The sequence below is a fragment of the Methylophilus sp. DMC14 genome, from assembly GCF_056314085.1.
This window is the reverse complement of record NZ_JBQUZA010000003.1, coordinates 125,010-144,659: the sequence shown is the minus strand read 5'-3', so window position 1 is coordinate 144,659 and position 19,650 is coordinate 125,010. Positions and strand designations below refer to the sequence as shown.

At 54.4% G+C, this 19,650-nt stretch carries 21 protein-coding genes; 5 read left to right on the top strand and 16 right to left on the bottom strand.

All coding sequences use genetic code 11. From position 1 onward, the window contains the following. Nucleotides 1-2: 2 nt before the first annotated feature. From ACT53C_RS07585 to ACT53C_RS07550, 8 genes are all read right to left on the bottom strand, one after another. The gene (locus tag ACT53C_RS07585) at nt 3-185 is read right to left on the bottom strand and encodes a Trm112 family protein (RefSeq protein WP_194748322.1); all 183 of its coding nucleotides are present in this window, start codon (nt 183-185) and stop codon (nt 3-5) included. Further along, a complete protein-coding gene (lpxK, locus tag ACT53C_RS07580) occupies nt 175-1,200 on the bottom strand; it encodes a tetraacyldisaccharide 4'-kinase (RefSeq protein ID WP_476145458.1) in 1,026 nt (341 codons plus the stop codon). The genes ACT53C_RS07585 and lpxK overlap by 11 nt, the downstream gene beginning before the upstream one ends. Beyond that, the gene (gene msbA, locus ACT53C_RS07575; RefSeq protein WP_476145457.1) at nt 1,200-2,954 is read right to left on the bottom strand and encodes a lipid A export permease/ATP-binding protein MsbA; all 1,755 of its coding nucleotides are present in this window, start codon (nt 2,952-2,954) and stop codon (nt 1,200-1,202) included. Before msbA ends, lpxK begins: the two co-directional genes overlap by 1 nt. A 95-nt stretch (nt 2,955-3,049) precedes the next feature. Further along, nucleotides 3,050-3,478, bottom strand: a complete 429-nt coding sequence (locus tag ACT53C_RS07570) for an ExbD/TolR family protein (RefSeq protein ID WP_194748325.1) — start codon at nt 3,476-3,478, stop codon at nt 3,050-3,052. Between the two features lie 33 nt (nt 3,479-3,511). Beyond that, nucleotides 3,512-4,117 (bottom strand): MotA/TolQ/ExbB proton channel family protein, encoded by a 606-nt coding sequence (locus tag ACT53C_RS07565; RefSeq protein WP_194748326.1) that lies wholly within the window; start codon nt 4,115-4,117, stop codon nt 3,512-3,514. Between the two features lie 129 nt (nt 4,118-4,246). Then, the gene (locus tag ACT53C_RS07560) at nt 4,247-6,655 is read right to left on the bottom strand and encodes a DNA internalization-related competence protein ComEC/Rec2 (RefSeq protein WP_476145456.1); all 2,409 of its coding nucleotides are present in this window, start codon (nt 6,653-6,655) and stop codon (nt 4,247-4,249) included. A gap of 5 nt (nt 6,656-6,660) precedes the next feature. After that, entirely contained in the window at nt 6,661-7,365 is a 705-nt protein-coding gene (gene lolD / locus ACT53C_RS07555) for a lipoprotein-releasing ABC transporter ATP-binding protein LolD (protein WP_194748328.1), read from the bottom strand. Continuing rightward, nucleotides 7,358-8,656 carry a lipoprotein-releasing ABC transporter permease subunit gene (locus ACT53C_RS07550; RefSeq protein WP_194748329.1) on the bottom strand — a complete coding sequence of 433 codons (1,299 nt, stop codon included), beginning with the start codon at nt 8,654-8,656 and terminating at the stop codon, nt 7,358-7,360. The genes lolD and ACT53C_RS07550 overlap by 8 nt, the downstream gene beginning before the upstream one ends. Before the next feature lie 226 nt (nt 8,657-8,882). On the opposite strand from ACT53C_RS07550, the gene ACT53C_RS07545 reads away from it, so the two are divergent. Beyond that, the gene (locus ACT53C_RS07545) at nt 8,883-9,086 is read left to right on the top strand and encodes a CsbD family protein (RefSeq protein WP_194748330.1); all 204 of its coding nucleotides are present in this window, start codon (nt 8,883-8,885) and stop codon (nt 9,084-9,086) included. A gap of 119 nt (nt 9,087-9,205) precedes the next feature. Here the strand turns inward: ACT53C_RS07545 and ppc are convergent, their stop codons facing one another. Then, entirely contained in the window at nt 9,206-11,986 is a 2,781-nt protein-coding gene (ppc, locus tag ACT53C_RS07540; protein WP_476145455.1) for a phosphoenolpyruvate carboxylase, read from the bottom strand. Between the two features lie 323 nt (nt 11,987-12,309). Here ppc and ACT53C_RS07535 point away from each other — a divergent pair, with 323 nt between their 5' ends. Next, the gene (locus tag ACT53C_RS07535) at nt 12,310-12,531 is read left to right on the top strand and encodes a hypothetical protein (RefSeq protein ID WP_476145454.1); all 222 of its coding nucleotides are present in this window, start codon (nt 12,310-12,312) and stop codon (nt 12,529-12,531) included. A gap of 8 nt (nt 12,532-12,539) precedes the next feature. Here the strand turns inward: ACT53C_RS07535 and ACT53C_RS07530 are convergent, their stop codons facing one another. The 5 genes from ACT53C_RS07530 to rsmD are packed head-to-tail and all read right to left on the bottom strand — an operon-like array spanning nt 12,540 to nt 14,649. Beyond that, nucleotides 12,540-12,794, bottom strand: a complete 255-nt coding sequence (locus ACT53C_RS07530) for a hypothetical protein (protein ID WP_476145453.1) — start codon at nt 12,792-12,794, stop codon at nt 12,540-12,542. Then, nucleotides 12,787-13,194 (bottom strand): lactoylglutathione lyase, encoded by a 408-nt coding sequence (gloA, locus tag ACT53C_RS07525; RefSeq protein ID WP_194748334.1) that lies wholly within the window; start codon nt 13,192-13,194, stop codon nt 12,787-12,789. The genes ACT53C_RS07530 and gloA overlap by 8 nt, the downstream gene beginning before the upstream one ends. 60 nt (nt 13,195-13,254) lie before the next feature. After that, a complete protein-coding gene (locus ACT53C_RS07520) occupies nt 13,255-13,509 on the bottom strand; it encodes a YfhL family 4Fe-4S dicluster ferredoxin (protein ID WP_275356035.1) in 255 nt (84 codons plus the stop codon). Between the two features lie 34 nt (nt 13,510-13,543). Next, on the bottom strand, nt 13,544-14,032 hold the full coding sequence (gene coaD, locus ACT53C_RS07515) for a pantetheine-phosphate adenylyltransferase (RefSeq protein WP_313986576.1): 489 nt from the start codon (nt 14,030-14,032) through the stop codon (nt 13,544-13,546). A gap of 56 nt (nt 14,033-14,088) precedes the next feature. Further along, complete coding sequence (gene rsmD / locus ACT53C_RS07510) at nt 14,089-14,649, bottom strand: 16S rRNA (guanine(966)-N(2))-methyltransferase RsmD (protein WP_313986578.1); 561 nt, start codon at nt 14,647-14,649, stop codon at nt 14,089-14,091. 136 nt (nt 14,650-14,785) lie between these two features. Here rsmD and ACT53C_RS07505 point away from each other — a divergent pair, with 136 nt between their 5' ends. Further along, nucleotides 14,786-14,983 carry a PLDc N-terminal domain-containing protein gene (locus ACT53C_RS07505; protein WP_194748338.1) on the top strand — a complete coding sequence of 66 codons (198 nt, stop codon included), beginning with the start codon at nt 14,786-14,788 and terminating at the stop codon, nt 14,981-14,983. Nucleotides 14,984-15,043: 60 nt separating this feature from the next. Here ACT53C_RS07505 and ACT53C_RS07500 read toward each other — a convergent pair whose 3' ends face one another. Continuing rightward, a complete protein-coding gene (locus ACT53C_RS07500) occupies nt 15,044-16,369 on the bottom strand; it encodes a M16 family metallopeptidase (RefSeq protein WP_476145452.1) in 1,326 nt (441 codons plus the stop codon). Between the two features lie 32 nt (nt 16,370-16,401). Beyond that, nucleotides 16,402-17,802, bottom strand: a complete 1,401-nt coding sequence (locus tag ACT53C_RS07495; RefSeq protein ID WP_476145451.1) for a M16 family metallopeptidase — start codon at nt 17,800-17,802, stop codon at nt 16,402-16,404. 174 nt (nt 17,803-17,976) lie between these two features. On the opposite strand from ACT53C_RS07495, the gene ftsY reads away from it, so the two are divergent. Both ftsY and ftsE read left to right on the top strand, forming a co-directional pair. Continuing rightward, the gene (gene ftsY, locus ACT53C_RS07490; protein WP_194748341.1) at nt 17,977-18,963 is read left to right on the top strand and encodes a signal recognition particle-docking protein FtsY; all 987 of its coding nucleotides are present in this window, start codon (nt 17,977-17,979) and stop codon (nt 18,961-18,963) included. A 2-nt stretch (nt 18,964-18,965) separates the two neighbouring features. After that, entirely contained in the window at nt 18,966-19,643 is a 678-nt protein-coding gene (ftsE, locus tag ACT53C_RS07485) for a cell division ATP-binding protein FtsE (RefSeq protein ID WP_194748342.1), read from the top strand. The last annotated feature ends 7 nt before the right edge of the window (nt 19,644-19,650 follow it).

Here is a 19,650-nt window from a genome sequence, read left to right as displayed (position 1 = left end):
GGTTATTCAGCGTATTCGTGCTCTTCCAGGCGACGGGCTTCGTCTTCGAGCATGACCGGGATGCCATCGCGTACCGGATAAGCCAGGCGAGCGCCTTTGGACACCAGCTCCTGCTTTTGTTTGTCATACACCAGCGGTCCTTTGGTCACCGGACACACCAGAATTTCCAAGAGTTTAGGATTCATGCCTATTTCCTTTGCATTGTTGCAAACGTCTGATGACGTTTTCCGTCAGGGAAGGATGATCACCAAGCGGCGTGATTTGCGCACTGACTGGCAAATACCAGGCGTTGGTTAATCCCAGATGCTGACATTTTACGGCATCTTTTTCTGTCATCAGTATGGTTTTTTGTTTAAACGGCAGGAAGTCTTCCTTGCGGTAAGCATGGTGGTCGGCAAAGGCGACGGTTTCACAGGTAATACCCAGATTGGAGACGGTATTAAAAAACCGTTGTGGGTGACCGATGCCGGCAATTGCAACCAATGCCCGCTGCTGCAACTCGGCATTCGACAGATACGTATTCAGGTCTGTGACTGAGGTCCAGCGGCCCACTTCCAGGCCAACGACATAATGCGCCACAGGCCAGGGGCCGGCAGGGACCTGACCACTTTCTACGATGATATCCACGGTTTGCAAACGGCGCAATCGCTCACGCAATGGCCCGGCAGGGAGTAAGTGACCATTGCCGATACCGAGTGGCCGCTGCACAACGGCAATTTCGATATCCCGCTGAAGCGCATAGTGCTGCAAGCCATCATCACACAGAATCACATTGACTTCAGGATGCGCCTGCAGCAAGGCTAGACCGCCTGCCACACGGTTGGCATCGACCCAGATCGGACAGCCAGTACGCCCGGCAATCAACACCGGCTCATCGCCCAGTGACTGCGGCAGGCTGTCAGGCGTCACCTCGCCGGTGTTTTGTCCGCCATAGCCGCGGCTCAAAATCCCGGGACGGTAGCCTGCGGCAAGTAACTGCTGCGCCAGATAAATCACCACCGGCGTTTTACCGACCCCACCTACAGAGAGATTGCCGACCACCACCACCGGCACAGGCAAGGCCTGGCTGCTTAACAACCCCACCTGGTAACACAGGCGCCGCAAGCCAGACAATACCGCAAACAGCATGGACAACGGCAGCAGCAAGGCTTGCGCCCACCCCATCCCCTGCCACTGTTTTTCAAACCAATGCCGCAACATCAGTCGTCTTGAAACTGCTTGTGATACAGCCGGCTGTAATACCCGCTTTGTGCCAGCAGGCTGGTATGCGATCCAGTTTCGATGATTCTGCCCTGATCCATGACCAAAATCCGGTCTGCGTTCTCTACGGTACTCAAGCGGTGCGCAATCACGATCGTCGTGCGGTTTTGCATTAAGCGATCCAGCGCCATCTGTACATGTAGCTCGGACTCACCGTCCAAGGCAGACGTCGCCTCATCCAGCAGTAACACCGGCGCATCTTTTAAAATGGCACGTGCAATCGCCAGACGCTGGCGCTGCCCGCCGGACAAACGGACACCCCGGTCACCGATTTCGCTTTGCAGGCCTTGCGGCATGTGCTCGATAAACTCCCAGGCATTAGCCGCTTTGGCAGCGGCAATGACCTCTTCCTCAGTCGCCTCGCGCAAGGCACCATAGGCAATATTGTTGTAAATGGTGTCGTTAAACAAGACGATATCCTGGCTGACCAGTGAAAACTGTTCGCGCAAGTTCTCCAGGCCATACTCGCGGATATCCACGCCATCCAGCAAAATGCTGCCTTCTTGCAGCCCATAGAAGCGTGGCAGCAAATTGACCAGTGTGGTTTTGCCACTGCCGGAACGACCAACCAGCGCCACTTTCTCGCCAGCGCGTATCGTGGCATTAATGTGGTCCAGCGCGTTGTGTTTGGCCTGCGGATAACGCAAGGTCACGTCTTTAAATACCAGATCGCCCTGCGCGCGGCCAATCCGATGATGGCCATGATCCTCTTCGGATGCCAAATCCAGCACCTCAAAAATACTCTGCGCCGCCGCCAGGCCCACTTGCAAGTCCTCGTTAGCGGAGGTGATGTGTTTGATCGGTGCAATTAGCATCATCAATGCGCCGATAAACGCGGCAAACTCGCCTACCGTAAATTGTCCCAGGGCATAATAGACCACCAGCCCTAAAGCCAGCGCCGACAACACCTCAATCACAAAGCTGTTCAGCCCCGAGATACGCGCACTGCGCAATTCGAGCTGGCGGTTTTTACCGACCACATCGCCAAAGCGCGTGTTCTCAAAACTTTGTGCGCCAAAAATTTTGACAATACGCTGCGCGGCAATCGCCTCTTCCGCTGTTTTGGTAATCTCGCCAACGGCTTGCTGTACCCGTTTGGCATTTGCGCGCAGCTTGGGCGTAGTCTTGGATAAATACAGCCCCATCAGCGGCGTCACCAGCGCAAATACCAGGGTCAGTTTCCAGTCCAGATACAGCATGTAAGCAATCAGGCCTATCACAGTCAGGATATCCCGTACTACGTTATGGGCCGAACGCGTGACGACAATCGATAGCCGCTCGGCGTCATAGGTCATCTTGGACACCAGCGAGCCATTGGAATGCATGTCAAAAAAACTGACCGGCAACAACATCAGCTTGGCAAAAACCTGTTTACGCATCACTTCGACCACCAGCCTGGTTACAGCTCGCAAGCAGTAAATCGAGAAGAATGAAGCCACGGCCCGAACGACCATCAAGCCGACCAGCATCAGCGGCAAAGTAAATGCTTCCTGCACCGAATGCTGGACAAAGCCTTCATCGGTGACTTTTTTAATCAGGGCCAGAAAAGCGGTGTTACTGAGCGACAACACGGTGGTTGCCACCATGGAGACCAGAAAATAAAACTTGTAACGCCAGGCATATAAAAACAGGCGCTTGTATAACAATTTGGGATTGACGATTTTAGGTAAATCGACTTTTTGTTTGCGGGCCATGCGGGTTCTCTGATTACTTAAAAACAAGCAAGCCCGTCGGTCACAACGGGCTTGCCTGGCACTAAACGGGACAGCTCACAAACAGCCACCACACATTAGTGGCTGTTTACCTGTGTGGCAAAGGTGATGTGCGTGTAATTCGCCATCCGGGAGGCTTCCATAATATTCACCACAGACTGGTGCGAGGCCTTGCCATCGGCATTAATGATAATGGTCGGCTCTTTGTCTGCCGGACCGGCCTTGCCTGCTTCGATCAAGGCGGCTGACAAATCAGACACCACGGCACCATTCGCTTCTTTGCCATTCACCAGGCAACGGCCGCTGGCATCGACCTCCACGGTAATAGTCAATGGTTTTTCTTGAGGGGCATTGGCATCCGCGGTCGGCAAGTTAATCTGCAACTCACTGGTACGTGAAAAGGTTGCACTCACGATCAGGAAAATAATAATCACCAGCAACACGTCAATCAACGGAATAAAGTTGATTTCTAGCTCTTCGTCGCGGCTACCACGTTTAAAGTTCATGAGACTGCCTTTTTTTATCCTGTCGCAAAATGCTTATCCGCGGTCGCCGTGGATGATTTCTACCAGTTTAACGGCTTGCTGCTCCATATCCACCAGAAAACCGTCCACTTTGCTCTTGAAATAACGATAGGCAATCATCGAAGGAACGGCCACCACAATCCCGGCCGCCGTGTTGTACAAGGCCACCGAAATGCCTCGCGCAAACTGTGCCACATCGTGACCACTGTTCGTGAATGAGCCAAACAGCTCGACCATACCGATCACCGTCCCCAGCAGCCCCAGCAAAGGCGCTACAGTGGCAATGGTCCCCAGGGTGGGCAGGTATTGTTCCAGCTTGTGTGCAACCGCACGGCCGGTTTCTTCAATCGCTTCTTTGGTAACCTCACGGGAGTGCCCCATATTCGCCAACGCACTGGCAAAAACGCGACCAAGTAAAGAGTGTGCTTCGAGACGGCTTAAGGTTTCACGTGTCACGCCGCCCTGCTTTAACCAATTTTGCACTTCAGGCAATAACTGGTCCGGCGTGACAACTGAAGCTCTCAAGGCCCAGAATCGCTCGACAATAATGGCAAACGAGATCACAGAAGCGATAACCAGAGGCCAGATTGGCCAACCGGCCGCTAAAATAATTTCCCACACAGTGATGACTCCAATGGTTTTTTTAAACTTCCGCTACTTTAGCGTTAACCTGCCCTGAGGGCAAGTTTTGTGCGGTATCTAAGCGGTTACAAAACCGCTTTTGCGCAATGTGGGCGATCGCAGAGGCAGTCAATCCCAATAATGCGGCTCAACCTGGCGCCAGGTTAAGACCGTTGGGTGATTGCCCTGTGTAAAATCCAGCATTACCGCGCCATGCTGATCTGAGCGATAGCGTTGACTGTCTATCGCTTCGTAGCGTGATAACACCGCCTGCTTGGGGTGGCCGAACCGGTTAAGATAGCCCACCGTGGCAATCGCGATGCTGGGTTTTACCGCCTGGACAAACGCAGGACTGGAGGAGGTTTTGCTGCCATGATGCGGCATGGTCATCACCGTAGAAGCCAGATTTTTCCCAGACTGCTCCAGCAACCGTTGCTCACCATATTGTTCGATATCCCCTGTCAATAACAGACTGCCATGCGCAGAGATCACCTGAATCACACAGCTTTTATCGTTATCTTTAAGAGGAATCTCTGGTTGCGCCAAAGGATAAAGCACCTTGAAACTGACCTGGTCCCATTGCCAATGCTGTCCGGCCTGGCAAGCAAGATGTGGCATGCTTGCCGCCTGCGGAATCGCCTGCAGTTGCTCAAAAAAAGCCGCGTCTGTGCCGAGTGAGCTTAACAAGTGTGTGGCTGGCACGCCAGCCAGCACCGAGGCCATGCCACCGACATGATCATTATCGTCATGCGAGACCACCGCCAAATCCAGCCGGGACAGGCCCAAGTGGCGCAAATAAGGCAGCACAATCCGTTGACCGGCATCACTGTCTTCATGATAGACCGGCCCCGCATCGTAGAGCATGGCATGGCTAGCCGTTTGCACCAGCACACTCAAGCCCTGGCCGATATCCAGCACAGTGACGCGCATGTCCCCTGGCTTGAGCACTGACGGGGCAGGCAAGCATAAAGGCAACCAGAGTAGCAGCCCAAACCAGCGTAATGGCCAGCCTTTGGGTAACAGCAACACCAGCATGCCTAACATTGCCAGCAGCCAGGCAGACAGTGACGGTGTAGGCAGATACCAGACTGCCCAGGATAACTGGCTGAACCAATGTAATAGCCAGGCCAGTCCCTGCCACAGCTGTGCTGCCAGCATTAACAAGGCATCCACCGGCAACATAGCGCCGGCAATCGCCAGTGGCACCACGCCCAGGCTAACCAGTGGAATCGCCAGAGCATTGGCAAACGGAGACACCAGAGATACCTGGTTAAACAAGAGGATCAAGATAGGCACAAAGGCCAGCGTAATCATGCTCTGTGTATGCACCGCGGCCCGCCAGGCACTCGGTGGACGCAAGCGTCCGCCCATGCCAAAGGCGAGCAAGGCCACTGCGCCAAAAGACAACCAGAACCCCGGCGCCAGTACCGCCCAGGGATCCAGCACGACGACCACCCAGAGTGCCACACTGAGTATCCAGGAAAATGGGAATTGGCGGCGCAGACTGAGCATGCCTAGCATGGTCAGCAACATCCATAAGGTACGCTGTGTCGGAATGGAAAATCCGGCCAGGGCGGAATAAACCACCGCCACTAACGCCCCACCCACCCGGGCCGCCAGTGTGGAAGGCACATATAGCGCCCAGCGCGGTTGCTGCCGCCACACCCAGCCCGTCAATAAATAACCGAGGCCAGCCAGCATCGTAATATGCAGGCCAGAAATACTGATTAAATGATTAATCCCGGTATCGACAAACAATTGCCAGTCCGCACGCGAGATCTGGCTATCATCACCGATAACCAAAGCGCGCAGGACGCCACTGGCCGGGCTGTGTCCAAGCACCTGCTGGATTCGCTCACCCACCAGCGCTCGCCAGTGCGCAACCATGGCAGCGGGTTGCCAGACCATGGCTTGCAGCTTGCGCATCGGTGCTTTGGAGACTATAGAACCCGCTGCGCCAATCTGGTTGGCCAGGCACCAGGCAGCATAATCAAAACCATGCGGATTGCGCGTGGCATGGGGACGTTTGAGCTTGACGGTGAATTGCCAGCGCTCTCCTGCTTGTAATAATGGTAAAGCATTGCGCGACGTGGCCGGGGCATGACGATATGACTGCTCGTAGAGATGCAAGCGCAGCCTGGGGGGCAACGGACAATGTGCGTTGAAGGTGCGCTCAACGGCAACATCCACATGCTGGCCTCGTGCATCGCGCGCTGGCACGCTCACAATCACAGCTTGAATCTTGAGTGGCTGTTGTTCACACGCCTGAGGCAGCGCCGTTTGCAAGCGCCAGGCCGCGCGCGCCTGCGCCCAGGCAAAGCCGATGGCAGCCACGAGCAAAATACAGCCAAGCCGACGGCAAAAAAGGCGAACCGCTGAGGTTAGCCTGACACCCCCGATATGGCGACTGTTCGCCAGTAGCGCGACCAGTCCCAAGGCTGCTAGCCAGCCCAGCCAAACCGGGAGCGACCATAATTGCGCTTGTTGCTGAAACAGCCAGACACCGAATAATAATCCCAGTGTGGCGCCCGGCAACATGACGGCTACTCGTCAGCCAGTCCTTGCGCGTCTGGCAACAGGGGTTGCAAGCGCCCATCCTGCAAACGATATTGCTGATGCATGCGTGACGCCAGCGACAGATCATGGGTGACGACCACTAGCGCAGTGCCCTGTTGCGCCTGGATCTGCAACAGCAACTCAAACACTTGTTGTGCCGTTTGCCGGTCCAGGTTGCCGGTTGGTTCATCGGCCAATATGCAGCGTGGCTGCGTGACTAATGCACGGGCCAGGGCCGCGCGCTGACGCTCCCCGCCTGACAACTCACCAGGGGTATGTTGCAGACGATGCGCCAGACCGACCTGCGTCAGATAATGTGCAGCCTGTTCTAGCGCTTGTGCCCGTGGCATGCGACGAATCAGTAGCGGCATGGCTACATTTTCCAGCGCACTGAACTCGGGCAGCAAGTGATGAAACTGATAGACAAAGCCCAGATACTGGTTACGCATGGCACTTTTTTCAGCTTCGGAGAGCCTGGTTAACGGCTTGCCCAACCACTGCACCTCGCCATGTGTAGGCGCGTCCAGACCGCCCAGCAAATGCAACAAGGTACTTTTACCACTGCCCGAAGCGCCAACAATCGCCACATGATCACCTGCCGCCAGTTGCAAGTCGACCCCGGTCAGCACCGAGGTATCCAGCGCTTCATAACGCTTGGCCAAGCCCTGGCACTGCAATACCCAATTACTCATAACGCAAGGCCTCCGCCGGATTCATACTCGCCGCACGGGCACTGGGATACAAGGTCGCGACCAGACTGAGCAGGATAGACAGGCCCACAATCGCCGACACATCCGACCACATCAGCTTGGAAGGCAAATCACTGATGTAATACACGTCTTTGGACAAAAACTGCACATTGAAAGTATGTTCAATCCAGGGCACCACAGTCTCGATATTGAGGGCCAGCAACACGCCCAGCACCGCCCCCGACAAGGTGCCGATAATGCCTATCATCGCACCTTGCACCACAAACATTTTGCGTATGCTTTGCGGGGTTGCGCCCATGGTGCGCAGGATGGCAATATCCGCACGTTTGTCAGTTACCGCCATCACCAGCGTAGAGACAATATTAAATGCTGCCACCGCCACGATCAGCGCCAAAATAATAAACATCACTCGTTTTTCGAGCTGGATCGCCTTAAAGAAATTGGCATGTTGCTGGGTCCAGTCAGTAACGTAATAGTTGGGTCCCAGTGCCTGTATCAGCTCGCGGCTGACGCGATCGGCCATAAACAAGTCATCCAGCTTGAGGCGCAAGCCAGAAACCTGATCGCCCAGCCGGTAGAGCTTGGCCGCATCGTCCAAATGAATCAAGGCCAGGCCCGCATCATACTCATACATGCCAACCTGAAAAATCCCGGCCACAGTAAATTGCTTGATGCGTGGCACCAGTCCCGCCGGAGTCACCTGCCCTTGCGGCGCCATCAACACCACCTTGTCGCCAACACGCACGCCTAGCGCCAGCGCCAGGTCTGCCCCCAATACAATATTGAATTGGCCTGGCTGCAAATCGGTCAGCTTGCCAATTTTCATCTGGGTTGCCAGGTCAGAGACTTTGCCTTCCTGTGAAGGTAACACGCCACGAATCAGCAAGCCCTGCACCGCTTCGTCATGCGTCAACATGCCTTGCGCCATGATGTAAGGCGCCACACCGGTGATGGGGCTGGCAACCGCCTTGGCCGGAATCTGTTCTATCTGCTGCTGCAAATGCTGCCAGTCCGGCAAACCGGCTTCAAAGCTACGCACTTCAATATGTGAAGCCACGCCTAAAATGCGCTTTCTGAGCTCATCCTGAAAGCCGTTCATGACCGACAACACGACAATCAGGGCCATCACACCGAGGGCAATGCCTATCATGCTGGTGAGGGAGATAAACGAAATAAAGTGATTGTTGCGTTTGGCGCGTGTATAGCGCCAGCCTATCCAAAACTCATAAGGCAGGCGCCGCGCGAGCGCGCTGAAAAAGGTGTCATTCTTCATGGCCGCATCTTAACAGCTTTTAATGGCATCGCGATACCTGCCCACATTGAAAGCGCAACTCAACCCAGGCGCCCCTCAACAGTTTGTCAGCCAAATCCGACCCAAAAATGCGGGCATGGCCGACTGAACCCGGGCAAGCTTGCCTTTAAGATGCACTCAGGTCGATGGCATGTACATCGACTGACACAACGATCTAAATCAAGAATGTAATCATAGGAGACTCGAGATGAACAAAGACATTTTCGAAGGCAACTGGAAGCAGCTTAAAGGCAAAGTCAAAGAACAATGGGGAAAACTGACCAATGATGACTTGGATGTGATCGAAGGCAAACGCGACCAGGTCGCAGGCAAAATCCAGGAACGCTATGGCATCACCAAGGATGAAGCCGAGAAACAGCTCAAAGCCTGGGAAGACAAACACCGCCACTAAGGCCTGTGCCATACCCACTTAGCATGATGTAACGCTTGGCGTTTTAGCATCATTGTCTAAGCAGTGACGCCCCGCAGGACAAGCCCAGCTTGTCCTGCGTTGTATCTGCCTACCAGGCCTTAACCTGTATTGCGCAAACTGGTAGCAATGCCATTAATGGTCAGCGGAATGGCCCACTTGAGTTTTTCATCAGTTTCGCCATTGCGGTAACGCTGTATCATTTCTACCTGCAAGTGATTAAGCGGATCCAGATAGGGCAAGCGGTCGCGGATGGATTTGGCGATCACCGGCTGAGTGGCCAGACGTTGCGTGGTGCCCAGCAGCAGATTGACCGCGTCGGTGGTCAGTTTGTGTTCGTGCGCAATGCGGCTGAAAATTTCTTCGCGCAAGGCCTTGTCAGCCAGCAAATGGGCATAATGGCGCGCCACGATTAGGTCGGTTTTGGCCAGCACCATATCGACGTTGTTGATCAGGGTATTAAACAACGGCCAGTGTGCCTGCATCTCCAGCAACATTTCCAGACGTGCCTGCTTCAAGGCTGGGTCGTGCGCTAAAAACTGATGAATGGCACTACCCAGACCATACCAGCCTGGCAGCAGCAAGCGGCACTGCCCCCATGAGAATCCCCACGGAATCGCCCTTAAATCCTCAATCCGTCGCGTCGATTTGCGCGCAGCGGGCCGGCTGCCCAGATTTAGTCCGGCAATTTCCTCAATCGGCGTGGTATTGAAAAAGTAATCGGCAAAGCCCGGGGTTTCATAAACCAGGCTACGGTAGCTGGTCATCGCGGTGGCTGAGAGGGCTTCCATCACGCTTTCAAACGCACGCCGTTTGGCGGGCTCCAGCTGGTCGGCCGGGAACAAAGTAGCATCCAGCGTCGCCGCAATCAGGGTTTCCAGATGCTGGCGGCCGACCACCGGGTCTGCATAACGCGTGGAGATGATTTCGCCCTGTTCGGTCAGGCGAATCTGGCCATCGACGGTGCCGATGGGTTGCGCCATGATGGCCTGATAGGTCGGGCCGCCGCCACGGCCAACCGTGCCGCCACGGCCATGGAACAGGCGCAACTTGACGTTGGCCTGGTTAAACAGTTCCACCAGCGAAATTTCCGCTTTATACAACTCCCAGTTCGAGGTCAAAAAACCGCCATCCTTGTTGCTGTCCGAATAGCCCAGCATGACTTCCTGCTCATTGCCCTGGAAACGGATCACATGCCGGATGCCGATCAGGCTCAGCCATTTGCCCATGATCATGGGCGCGTCGCGCAAGTCGGCAATGGTTTCAAACAGTGGCACGATATTCAGATCGACCTGAATATTGGCCGAGCCCCACACGCCGCGCAACAAGCCAGCCTCACGTTGCAGCAAGGCCACTTCCAGCAGGTCAGACAAGGTTTCAGTGTGCGAAATAATATACTGGCGTACCGCATGCTCACCAAAGCGCTCGCGCACCTCGCGTACGGCTTCCAGCACGCCGATTTCCTTGTGCACCAGCTCGGAATATTGCTGGAAAGGCGAAAACAGCAGTCGCGGTTGCTTCAGTTCTTCGAGCAAAAGGCCGATTTTCTCTTCCTCGTTAAAACTGGCGTAGTCAAAATCGTAGCCCGCCTTATGTAACAGCTCGCTAATCACCGCTTCATGCACGTCAGAGGACTGGCGGATATCGACGGTGGCCAAATGAAACCCAAACGTGACGATGGCTTTAATCAGCTTGCCCAGCCGCGGATAAATCAAGGCCTCGCCATGGTGACGGCGCAAAGAATCGGCAATAGTCTGCAAGGCGTGCAGCAATGCCTCAGGATCTTCGTAAGGCTCGTTGCCGACTTCTTCCGGCAAACGCCAGCTGGCATCGGGTAGCAAATGGCTGGCGGTCACCAGCAAACGGTCATGCACGCCATTGAGCGCGAGCCGGTAGGGTTCATCCAGCCGATGCGATGACTGGTCGCGCGAAGCTTTCGCCAAGGCCAACACTGCCTCATCCACACCAACCACGCGCGTGGACACAGCCAGCTCGCGCTTGAGCGCGGCCAGCTCTTGCAGATAGAACTTGAACAAGGTGGTGGCCTGCAGGCGCACACTATCGCGCAAGGTGGTGCCATTCACAAACGGGTTGCCGTCACGGTCGCCACCAATCCAGCTACCCATGCGCAAAATACCTGGCAAGTCCATGCCGGGCAGCCAATCTGCCAGGTCGCGCTCGATATCCTGCAGGATTTCAGGGATCACATGTAAGAAGGTACTTTCGTAATAGGTCAGTGCGTTTTCAATCTCATTGAGTACACTGAGCTTGGAGTAGCGCATCATGCGGGTTTGCCACAAGGCCGACACCGCGCCTTGCAACAATAGCTTGTTGCGCGCCAGTTGGCGCTCAGACACCATGTGCCCACGCTGTCCCAGCAACTCCGCAATCAGTTGCTCAATGTCTAGCACACTTTTACGCTGCACCTCGGTCGGATGCGCAGTCAGCACTGGTGATATCAGGGCGTCTTGCAACAGTTGCTGGATTTTTTGCGGCGCGATGCCAGAGGCCTTGATTTGTGCCAGCGTGTGCGACAGCATGCCAGGCGCAGGTGTATTTTGCTGGCAATGACCGAGTTCCTGTCCGTAAAGATCTTCGGCCAAATTCACCAGATGTTTGAAATAAGCCAGTGCACGCACCACGCGCACCGTATGCTCCAGACTCAGGTCAGCGAGCAACTGCTCAAGATCTAACGAAGCCTGCTGGTCATGATTCTGGTGAAAACGCAAAGCGGCTTGCCGGATGGCGGCAATTTTCTGCGCAACCGCTTCGCCCTCCACCTCCAGAATGGCCTGATCAAGTAAATCACCTAACAACTGAATATTGTTGGACAGCCGCATTTCCGCAGTTAGCATGGCGTCGGCTGCAAGTTTTTTTATCATGATGCCTCTCCTCTAGCTTAGGTTATCCCTAGCAACAAGCAGGCCATCTAAAAAAAAGATTTTTTTACTTTAAAATCAGAGCATTGGAAGAAACGAAACTCAAGCCGGTCAGACGATGCTGTTCCCATGCACTGCCAACAGGCAAACCGGTGCACCGATTTGGGCCTCGAATCACATGGGCAACAGTCGCGTTTAACCCAGACTTTCCATTAGGCCCTGAAACGGCAAGGCCGCACAGTTTGATGGATGTTTTGCGGAAATTTGCACTAGCAAAGACGCCACGACTATGCATCACACTCGATTTCCTGAGGCATAATAGACAGATGAAATGCATCAATCTCGATCATTGGATGGCACAAATCCTGTCCGTCTGGCAGTCGTTGGCCGCGCAGAGCGTTTGGCTGCAGGATGGCTTTTTGCTGCTGATGTGCCTGATCATCGGCTTGCTACTATTCCTGTTTGGGACCGTGATCGGCTTGTTTACGCAATCACTGTGGGGCATTTTTACGGCGGGTCGCCAGGGCAGCGACGAAGAGCACAAGTAAAATAAGCGCTATTCTGGCGTCAGCCAGCGGGCAATCGCGTCGAGCTCTGCCGCGCTGTCGCTGTCAAAATCTGCATACTGATGACCGCCGGTTCTGGCATACCAGTATTCACTATTCCAACGGTCACCTTCTATTTTATGCAATACCGCATGTATCCAGTTGGCAGTGGGGTCACTGTACGCCTGCGCAATCTGATGTGCGCCATGCCAGTCTCCGGCTTGCGCCAGCTTCACTGCCTGCAATAACAATGTCCGGTTAGACATGCTTGGGATATTCAATCGTCCCTTTCTGGATAAATTCGATTTTATAGCCGTCCGGGTCTTCGATAAAGGCAATGACGATGGTGCCGTGTTTCATCGGCCCCGCCTCGCGCACCACTTTGCCGCCCTTGGCCTTGACCAGCTCACAGGCTTGATAGGCATCGTCCACCTCAATCGCCATATGACCATAGGCGGTGCCCATGTCATAAGTGGTTTTGCCGTAGTTGTAGGTGAGCTCCAGCACGGTGTGGTCGTACTCGTTACCATAGCCGACAAACGCCAGTGTAAACTCGCCGTCAGGATAATCCTGGGTACGGATTAACTTCATGCCCAGTACGCCAGTATAAAAGTCGATGGAACGTTGCATATCGCCCACGCGCAACATGGTATGTAAAATCCGCATTGATATCTCCTTGATCTCTGATTTTTTTAATCTGTTGTGGACGTAACCGGTCCACTCGGCTTAACCCCGCGTGGCAACAATGCGCTGATATTTCTCCAGCAATTGCTCCTTGGTTTCGCGCCGCTCAGGGTCTAGCGGAATGCAGCTGATCGGGCAGACCTGCTGACATTGCGGTTTATCGTAATGGCCGACGCATTCGGTACACAAGTCGGGGTTGATTTCATAAATTTCTGCGCCTTGCGAGATGGCTTCATTCGGACACACGGGCTCGCACACATCGCAGTTAATACATTCATCGGTAATAAATAAAGCCATGATTTTCTTTATATCGCTACAGAGGCGCCATCACTCAGGTGATCGCCAGTTTTTGCTTGATTGCCCGTTCGACGCCAGGTGAGACAAACTGGTTCACATCGCCTCCCAGGCGCGCCACTTCACGCACCAGGCTGGAGGAAATAAACATGAACTCTTCCGCCGGGGTCATGAACAGGGTTTCCAGTTTGGGATAGAGCTTGCGGTTCATGCCCGCCAACTGAAACTCATATTCAAAATCACTGGCCGCACGCAGGCCACGGATCACCATCTGCCCGCCCTGCGCCTGCACAAACTGCATGAGCAAACCGTCAAAGCCGACCACACGGATGTTATCGCCTGCAAACACCGACTCTGCCAGCGCAACCCGCTCTTGCAGGCTGAACAAGGTTTGTTTGCTGGTGCTGCCAGCCACCGCCACAATCACCTGGTCAAACAGCTTGGCCGCCCTGCGCACAATATCCTCATGCCCCAGGGTGATGGGATCAAAGGTGCCTGGATAGACGGCAATTCTGGTTTTACTCATCGCTTGCTTCCGTAATCGTCGTTGTGTCGTTGCTGGCTGCCGCTGACTTGATTGCCTTAATCCGTGCCAGCAGCCGCATCGGCTGACGCGGGTTGCAGCAGGTGAAAATAGACCTGACCCGCTTTGCCCGATTTGACCACCTGCCAGCATGCATCGGATTTTAACGCATATTCGGCCTCAACATATAGCCAGCCTTCAGGCGCCAAATGTCTGGGCAGCACGGGCAACAATTGCGCCAGCCAGTCCTGGCGATACGGCGGGTCACAAAAAATCACGTCAAACGGCTGTTGATTGCTGCTCAGAAAAGTTCTGGCATCCATTTGCTGGATGCGGGCCTGGGTCGCCTCCAGCAAACGCTGGTTCTGGCACAAAGCCGCATAAGGCGCTTTGGCCAATTCGAGCATGGTGACCGCTTTGGCATTGCGAGACAGCGCTTCAAACCCCAAGGCGCCGGTCCCCGCAAACAAATCCAGGCAGGTTTTGCCTGTCAAGTCCTGGCCCAGCCAGTTAAAGACGGTTTGCCGCACGCGGTCTGGCGTCGGGCGTAGCCCTTCGGCATCGGGAAACTTGAGCACACGGCTACGCCATTTCCCGGCATTCAATCGTACCTGATTCATGAGCGGTGGTTGATTCGAATAAATAAAGCAGCATTATCCCAGATTTTGCACCCCGACTACCCATGGCCTGCGCTAAACCGAGGGTGCACCCAAGTCATCGTGTTATGATTTCGTTAATTCATCAAGGAATATTGCTATGGAGTTCTTATTTGGCTTTGGTCTGCTGGGCGGCGTGATCGCGCTGGCGCTGTCACTGTTTTGGGTATGGATGCTGATTGATTGCCTGGCCAATCAAAGTGAAGACAAGCTGGTATGGTTTCTGGTGATTTTCTTTTTAAACCTGCTGGGGGCCTTTTTATACTACTGGCTGGCGAGAAAAAAGCGCATGGCTTAATCTGATCCCGCTCACCGCATCAGACAGAAAAGCAAAAGCCGGCAAACTGCCGGCTTTTTGTTATTCCGCTCCAACGATCACGGTGGCAAAATGCTCAGGATGGATGCGGCGCTTGAACGCATCATTCACCTGTTGCACAGTGACGGCTGTGACCTTGTCATTAAAGCTATCCAGGTAATCCAGCGGCAACTTGTAAAAGCCGATCATGTTCAGGTACTCGAGAATCTTGCTATTACTGTCTATACGCATGGGAAAACCACCAATCAGGTTATCCTTGGCCGCAGCCAGTTCCTTTTCTGTTACGCCTTGATCGACAAATTTCTGTACGGTGGCCATCACCAGCTTGAGCGCTTCTTCACTTTGCTCTTTTTTGGTTTGCAGCCCGATCTGGAACGGTCCCAACTGGCTCATGGGCATAAAGTAGCTATACACGCTATACGCCAGACCGCGTTTTTCACGGACTTCCTCGGTCAGACGTGACACAAAACCACCGCCGCCCAAAATATAGTTACCCACATACAGCGCAAAGAAATCCGCATCGCCGCGCTTATTGCCAGGCTGGCCAACCAGGATGTGTGCCTGCATGGCAGGATGCGGCACTTTTTTCAGTTTAGGCGCAGACAACGCTGGCACGGCGGGGATATCGGCCACCGCAGGTCCTGCTGGCAGACCAGCACTCAGACGCTGCGCAATCTGCCGGGCCTGATCCGGGGTCAGATCCCCCATCAGGGCGATCACGGCAGACTTTGCCGTATAGTGGCTTTGATAAAACTGCCGCAACTGGCTCACCGTCAGCGATGGCACCGTACCCACTTCACCGTTTTGATCCAGGCTGTAAGGATGCATGCCGTACACCGCCTGCATAAAGGCTTTTTGCGCAATGCTATCCGGCTCCGTTTCGGCCTCTTGCAACGCGGCCACAATACGGGTTTGCTCACGGCTCACGACGGCTTCAGGAAAATCCGGCTGGTGTAACACCAGCGTAAACGCGTCCAGTGCGGCCTGCTGTTCGCTGGTCAAAGTACGTAACTTGAAGCTGGCGCGGTCTGCATCAAAACTGCCCCCCAACACCGCGCCCACATCGGCAAAGCGGTTAGTCAGCGTTTCCTCTGCCAACCCGCCCGCGGCCATACCCATCACATGATGGGTTAACGCGGCGGCGCCACTGCTTTCTGGCTGGTCATAAGCGCTGCCTGCACGAAAATTGATGCTGACATCCATCATGGGCAAGGCATGATTTTCAACAAAATAGACTTCGCTGCCCTCCGCGGTGGTCCAGTGCTGAATATTCAGTGCGGCGCACGCCAGGCTGGCATAGCCTTGCAGCAGGCTGATCAACAAGACCGTGTTGAATACCCGGTGTTTAAATAAAGTAACGACTTTCATGAAATTCCCAAATCAAACGTTCGAAGAACGGATTAATGTTGATGCGGCCGACCGGCGGGCTTCTGGTTAGGATCCATCGGTTGTGGGTCCAGGCTGACCAGCGTCATTTGGTCTGCGACCAGATATTTTTTGGCCACGGCCTGCACTTGTTCAGAGGTGACCGCCTGCACGCGTGAGGCATTGGTTTGCAGCAAGGATAAAGGGTAATGCATGGTTTCCAGCTGGCCGATCTGCATGGCCTGATAAAACATGGAGTCACGTTTGTAGACATCGGCGGCAATGACCGCGGCTTTCACTCGATGCAGCTCAGCCGGCGTGACGCCGTTGTTTTTGACTTCTTCAATTTGTGCCCAGATCGCCTTGATCAGCGCCTCTTGCGAGACGCCTTCACTTGGCGAGGCCGCCACCTCAAATGTCGAGGTTTGACCGCGGTTGGTACTGTCATACCCCGTGTCAATTTCAAGCGCAATCGCCTGCTCACGCACCAGTTTCTGGTTGAGGCGTGACGCATCATTGCCACTCAGAATGCTGGACAACACTTCAAGCGCATAAGGCTCCCAGTCCTGCTCGCTGTAAGCCGCCGCATTTTTGAGCGCGGGCGCGTGAAACCCCATCACAAAAAAGGGCAGCTTGGCTGGCGCCTTCACAATGGCCCGGCGCTCACCAATCTGGGCGGGCTCCACCTGCGGCTTACGCACAGGTAAAGGCTTGGCAGCCAGTTTGCCAAAGTTTTTTTCAGCCAGCGCAAACACCTCCTGCGCCTTGACGTCACCGACCACCACCACTGTGGCATTATTCGGCGCATACCAGGTGCGGTACCACTCACGGGCATCATCAGCAGTCATATTTTCAAGATCATTCATAAAGCCGACCACCGGGCGGCCATAAGGATGGGCACGATAGACCGAAGATTCAAATTGTTCGTTGACACGTGATTGCGGCTTGTCTTCAGTACGCCAGCGGCGTTCCTCTTTCACCACCTCAATCTCTTTGGCAAACTCGGCATCGGTAATCTGCAAATGGGCCATGCGGTCTGCTTCCAGCGTAAAGGCCAGCGGCAAGCGTGATTTTTCCAGCTGCTGGAAATAACAGGTGTAATCTTTGCTGGTAAAGGCATTTTCTTTACCGCCCGCAGCCGCAATCTGGCGGGAAAACTGCCCGGCCGGAACTTTTTGCGTGCCTTTAAACATCATGTGTTCCAGCACATGGGCAACCCCGGTTTTGCCATTGACTTCATCCAGCGAACCGGCGCGATACCAGACTTGCGAAACAACGACGGGCGCTCGATGGTCTTCCTGCACAATGACTTTGAGTCCGTTTTTAAGGGTTTTCTGCGCAATCTCTGCCTGTGCTTGCGCGGCATGAGCGCTCATCAGCAGGACCAGGCACAGCCCCAATCGTGGCAAGCGCGCAAAAGAATAAGATTTTTTCATGTCTGACTTTATGAATGATGAATAGGTTGTTTTTAGCTTGATGTGTATCGCCTTGCATGTGACCGACACAGCGCGGACTAAGTTCGGAGGCCTGGCGACTCAAGTGCTCAGCTTGACGTGGCGGGAAACGTCGATTCGGCTTAAAATAGTCATATTACAGAGTTTTAGATTGCCATGTTTAATCCTTTCGCCAAAAAATCCGAACCAGCGACGCCTGCCCAACCTGAACCGACCAGCCTGAGCTGGGCGCAGCGTCTCAAAAACGGGCTGGCCAAAACCCGTCAGCAGCTGGGCGGGCAGTTAAGCGCCTTGTTTGGCGGTGGCAAGATTGATGAAGACATTTACGAAGAACTAGAAACTATCCTGCTAACTTCGGATGTCGGCGTCAGTGCCACCCAGCACCTGCTCGAACAACTGCGCAGCCGTGTCAAAAAGCATGATCTGCAAGACACCATTGCACTGAAACAGGCGTTGAAAGACACGCTGCTTGACCTGCTGACGCCCTTGCAAGTGCCGCTAGAGGTCAAGGATCACCAGCCATTTGTGATGATGATGGTCGGCGTGAATGGCGCTGGCAAAACCACCACTATTGGCAAACTGGCCAAGTATTTGCAGGCCCAGGGCAAAAGCGTGCTGATTGCCGCAGGGGATACGTTTAGGGCCGCTGCCCGAGAACAGTTGCAGGTGTGGGGCGAGCGCAACGATGTGCACGTCATTGCCTCAGAGAGTGGCGACCCGGCGGCAGTGATTTACGATGCGGTGAACTCGGCCATGGCCAGAAAAATCGACGTGGTCATCGCCGATACCGCAGGCCGCTTGCCCACGCAATTGCACCTGATGGATGAGATTAAAAAAGTGCAGCGTGTCATCGACAAAGCCTTGCCTGGTGCGCCACACGAAATTTTGCTGGTGCTGGATGCCAACACCGGCCAGAACGCAGTCAACCAGTTAAAAGCCTTTAACGAGGCGCTCGGTGTCACTGGCCTGGCCTTAACCAAGCTGGATGGCACCGCCAAAGGCGGCGTCATTGCCGCGATTGCGCACCTGAGCCAGCAATCGGCAAGTAAGATTCCGGTGCGTTTTATTGGCGTGGGGGAAAGTATTGATGACCTGCGCCCGTTTGACGCCCATGACTTTATCGACGCCTTGATTGATGACTAGCCATGATTGTGTTTAAAAACGTCAGCATGCGCTACCCCAATAGCGCACACCTGTTCCGCCAGGTCAGCTTCAATATAGACAAAGGCGATTTCGTGCTCGTCACCGGCCACTCTGGCGCAGGCAAAAGCACCCTGCTTAAATTGATGGCGGGCATTGAAGCGCCTTCTAGCGGCCAGATTCTGATTAATCAGCAGGATATCGGCAAACTGCATCCCAATGCCGTGCCCTATTTGCGTCGCCGCTTTGGCCTGGTGTTTCAGGACCACAAACTGCTCTACGACCGCAACAGCTTTGACAACGTGGCCTTGCCGCTCAGCATTCAGGGCATCACCGGCGAAGAGGCTGCTCGCCGCGTGCGGGCTGCGCTGGATAAAGTCGGCTTGCTCAATAAAGAAAAAGCCATGCCGATCACCTTGTCCGGCGGCGAGCAACAACGGCTCGCCATTGCGCGCGCCGTGGTCAGCCGCCCCTCGATTGTGATTGCCGATGAACCGACCGGCGGCCTTGATCAGACGGCCTCGCTTGAAATCATGCAGTTACTCAAAGCCTTTAATGAAGTGGGCGTGACCGTGGTGATTGCCATGCACGATGTCGCCCAAGTCAGCAGCATCGCTTACCGTACACTGCATATCGACCATCAAACCATTAGCACCCTGCCTGCACAGACGGCCATGTTATGAGAATGAG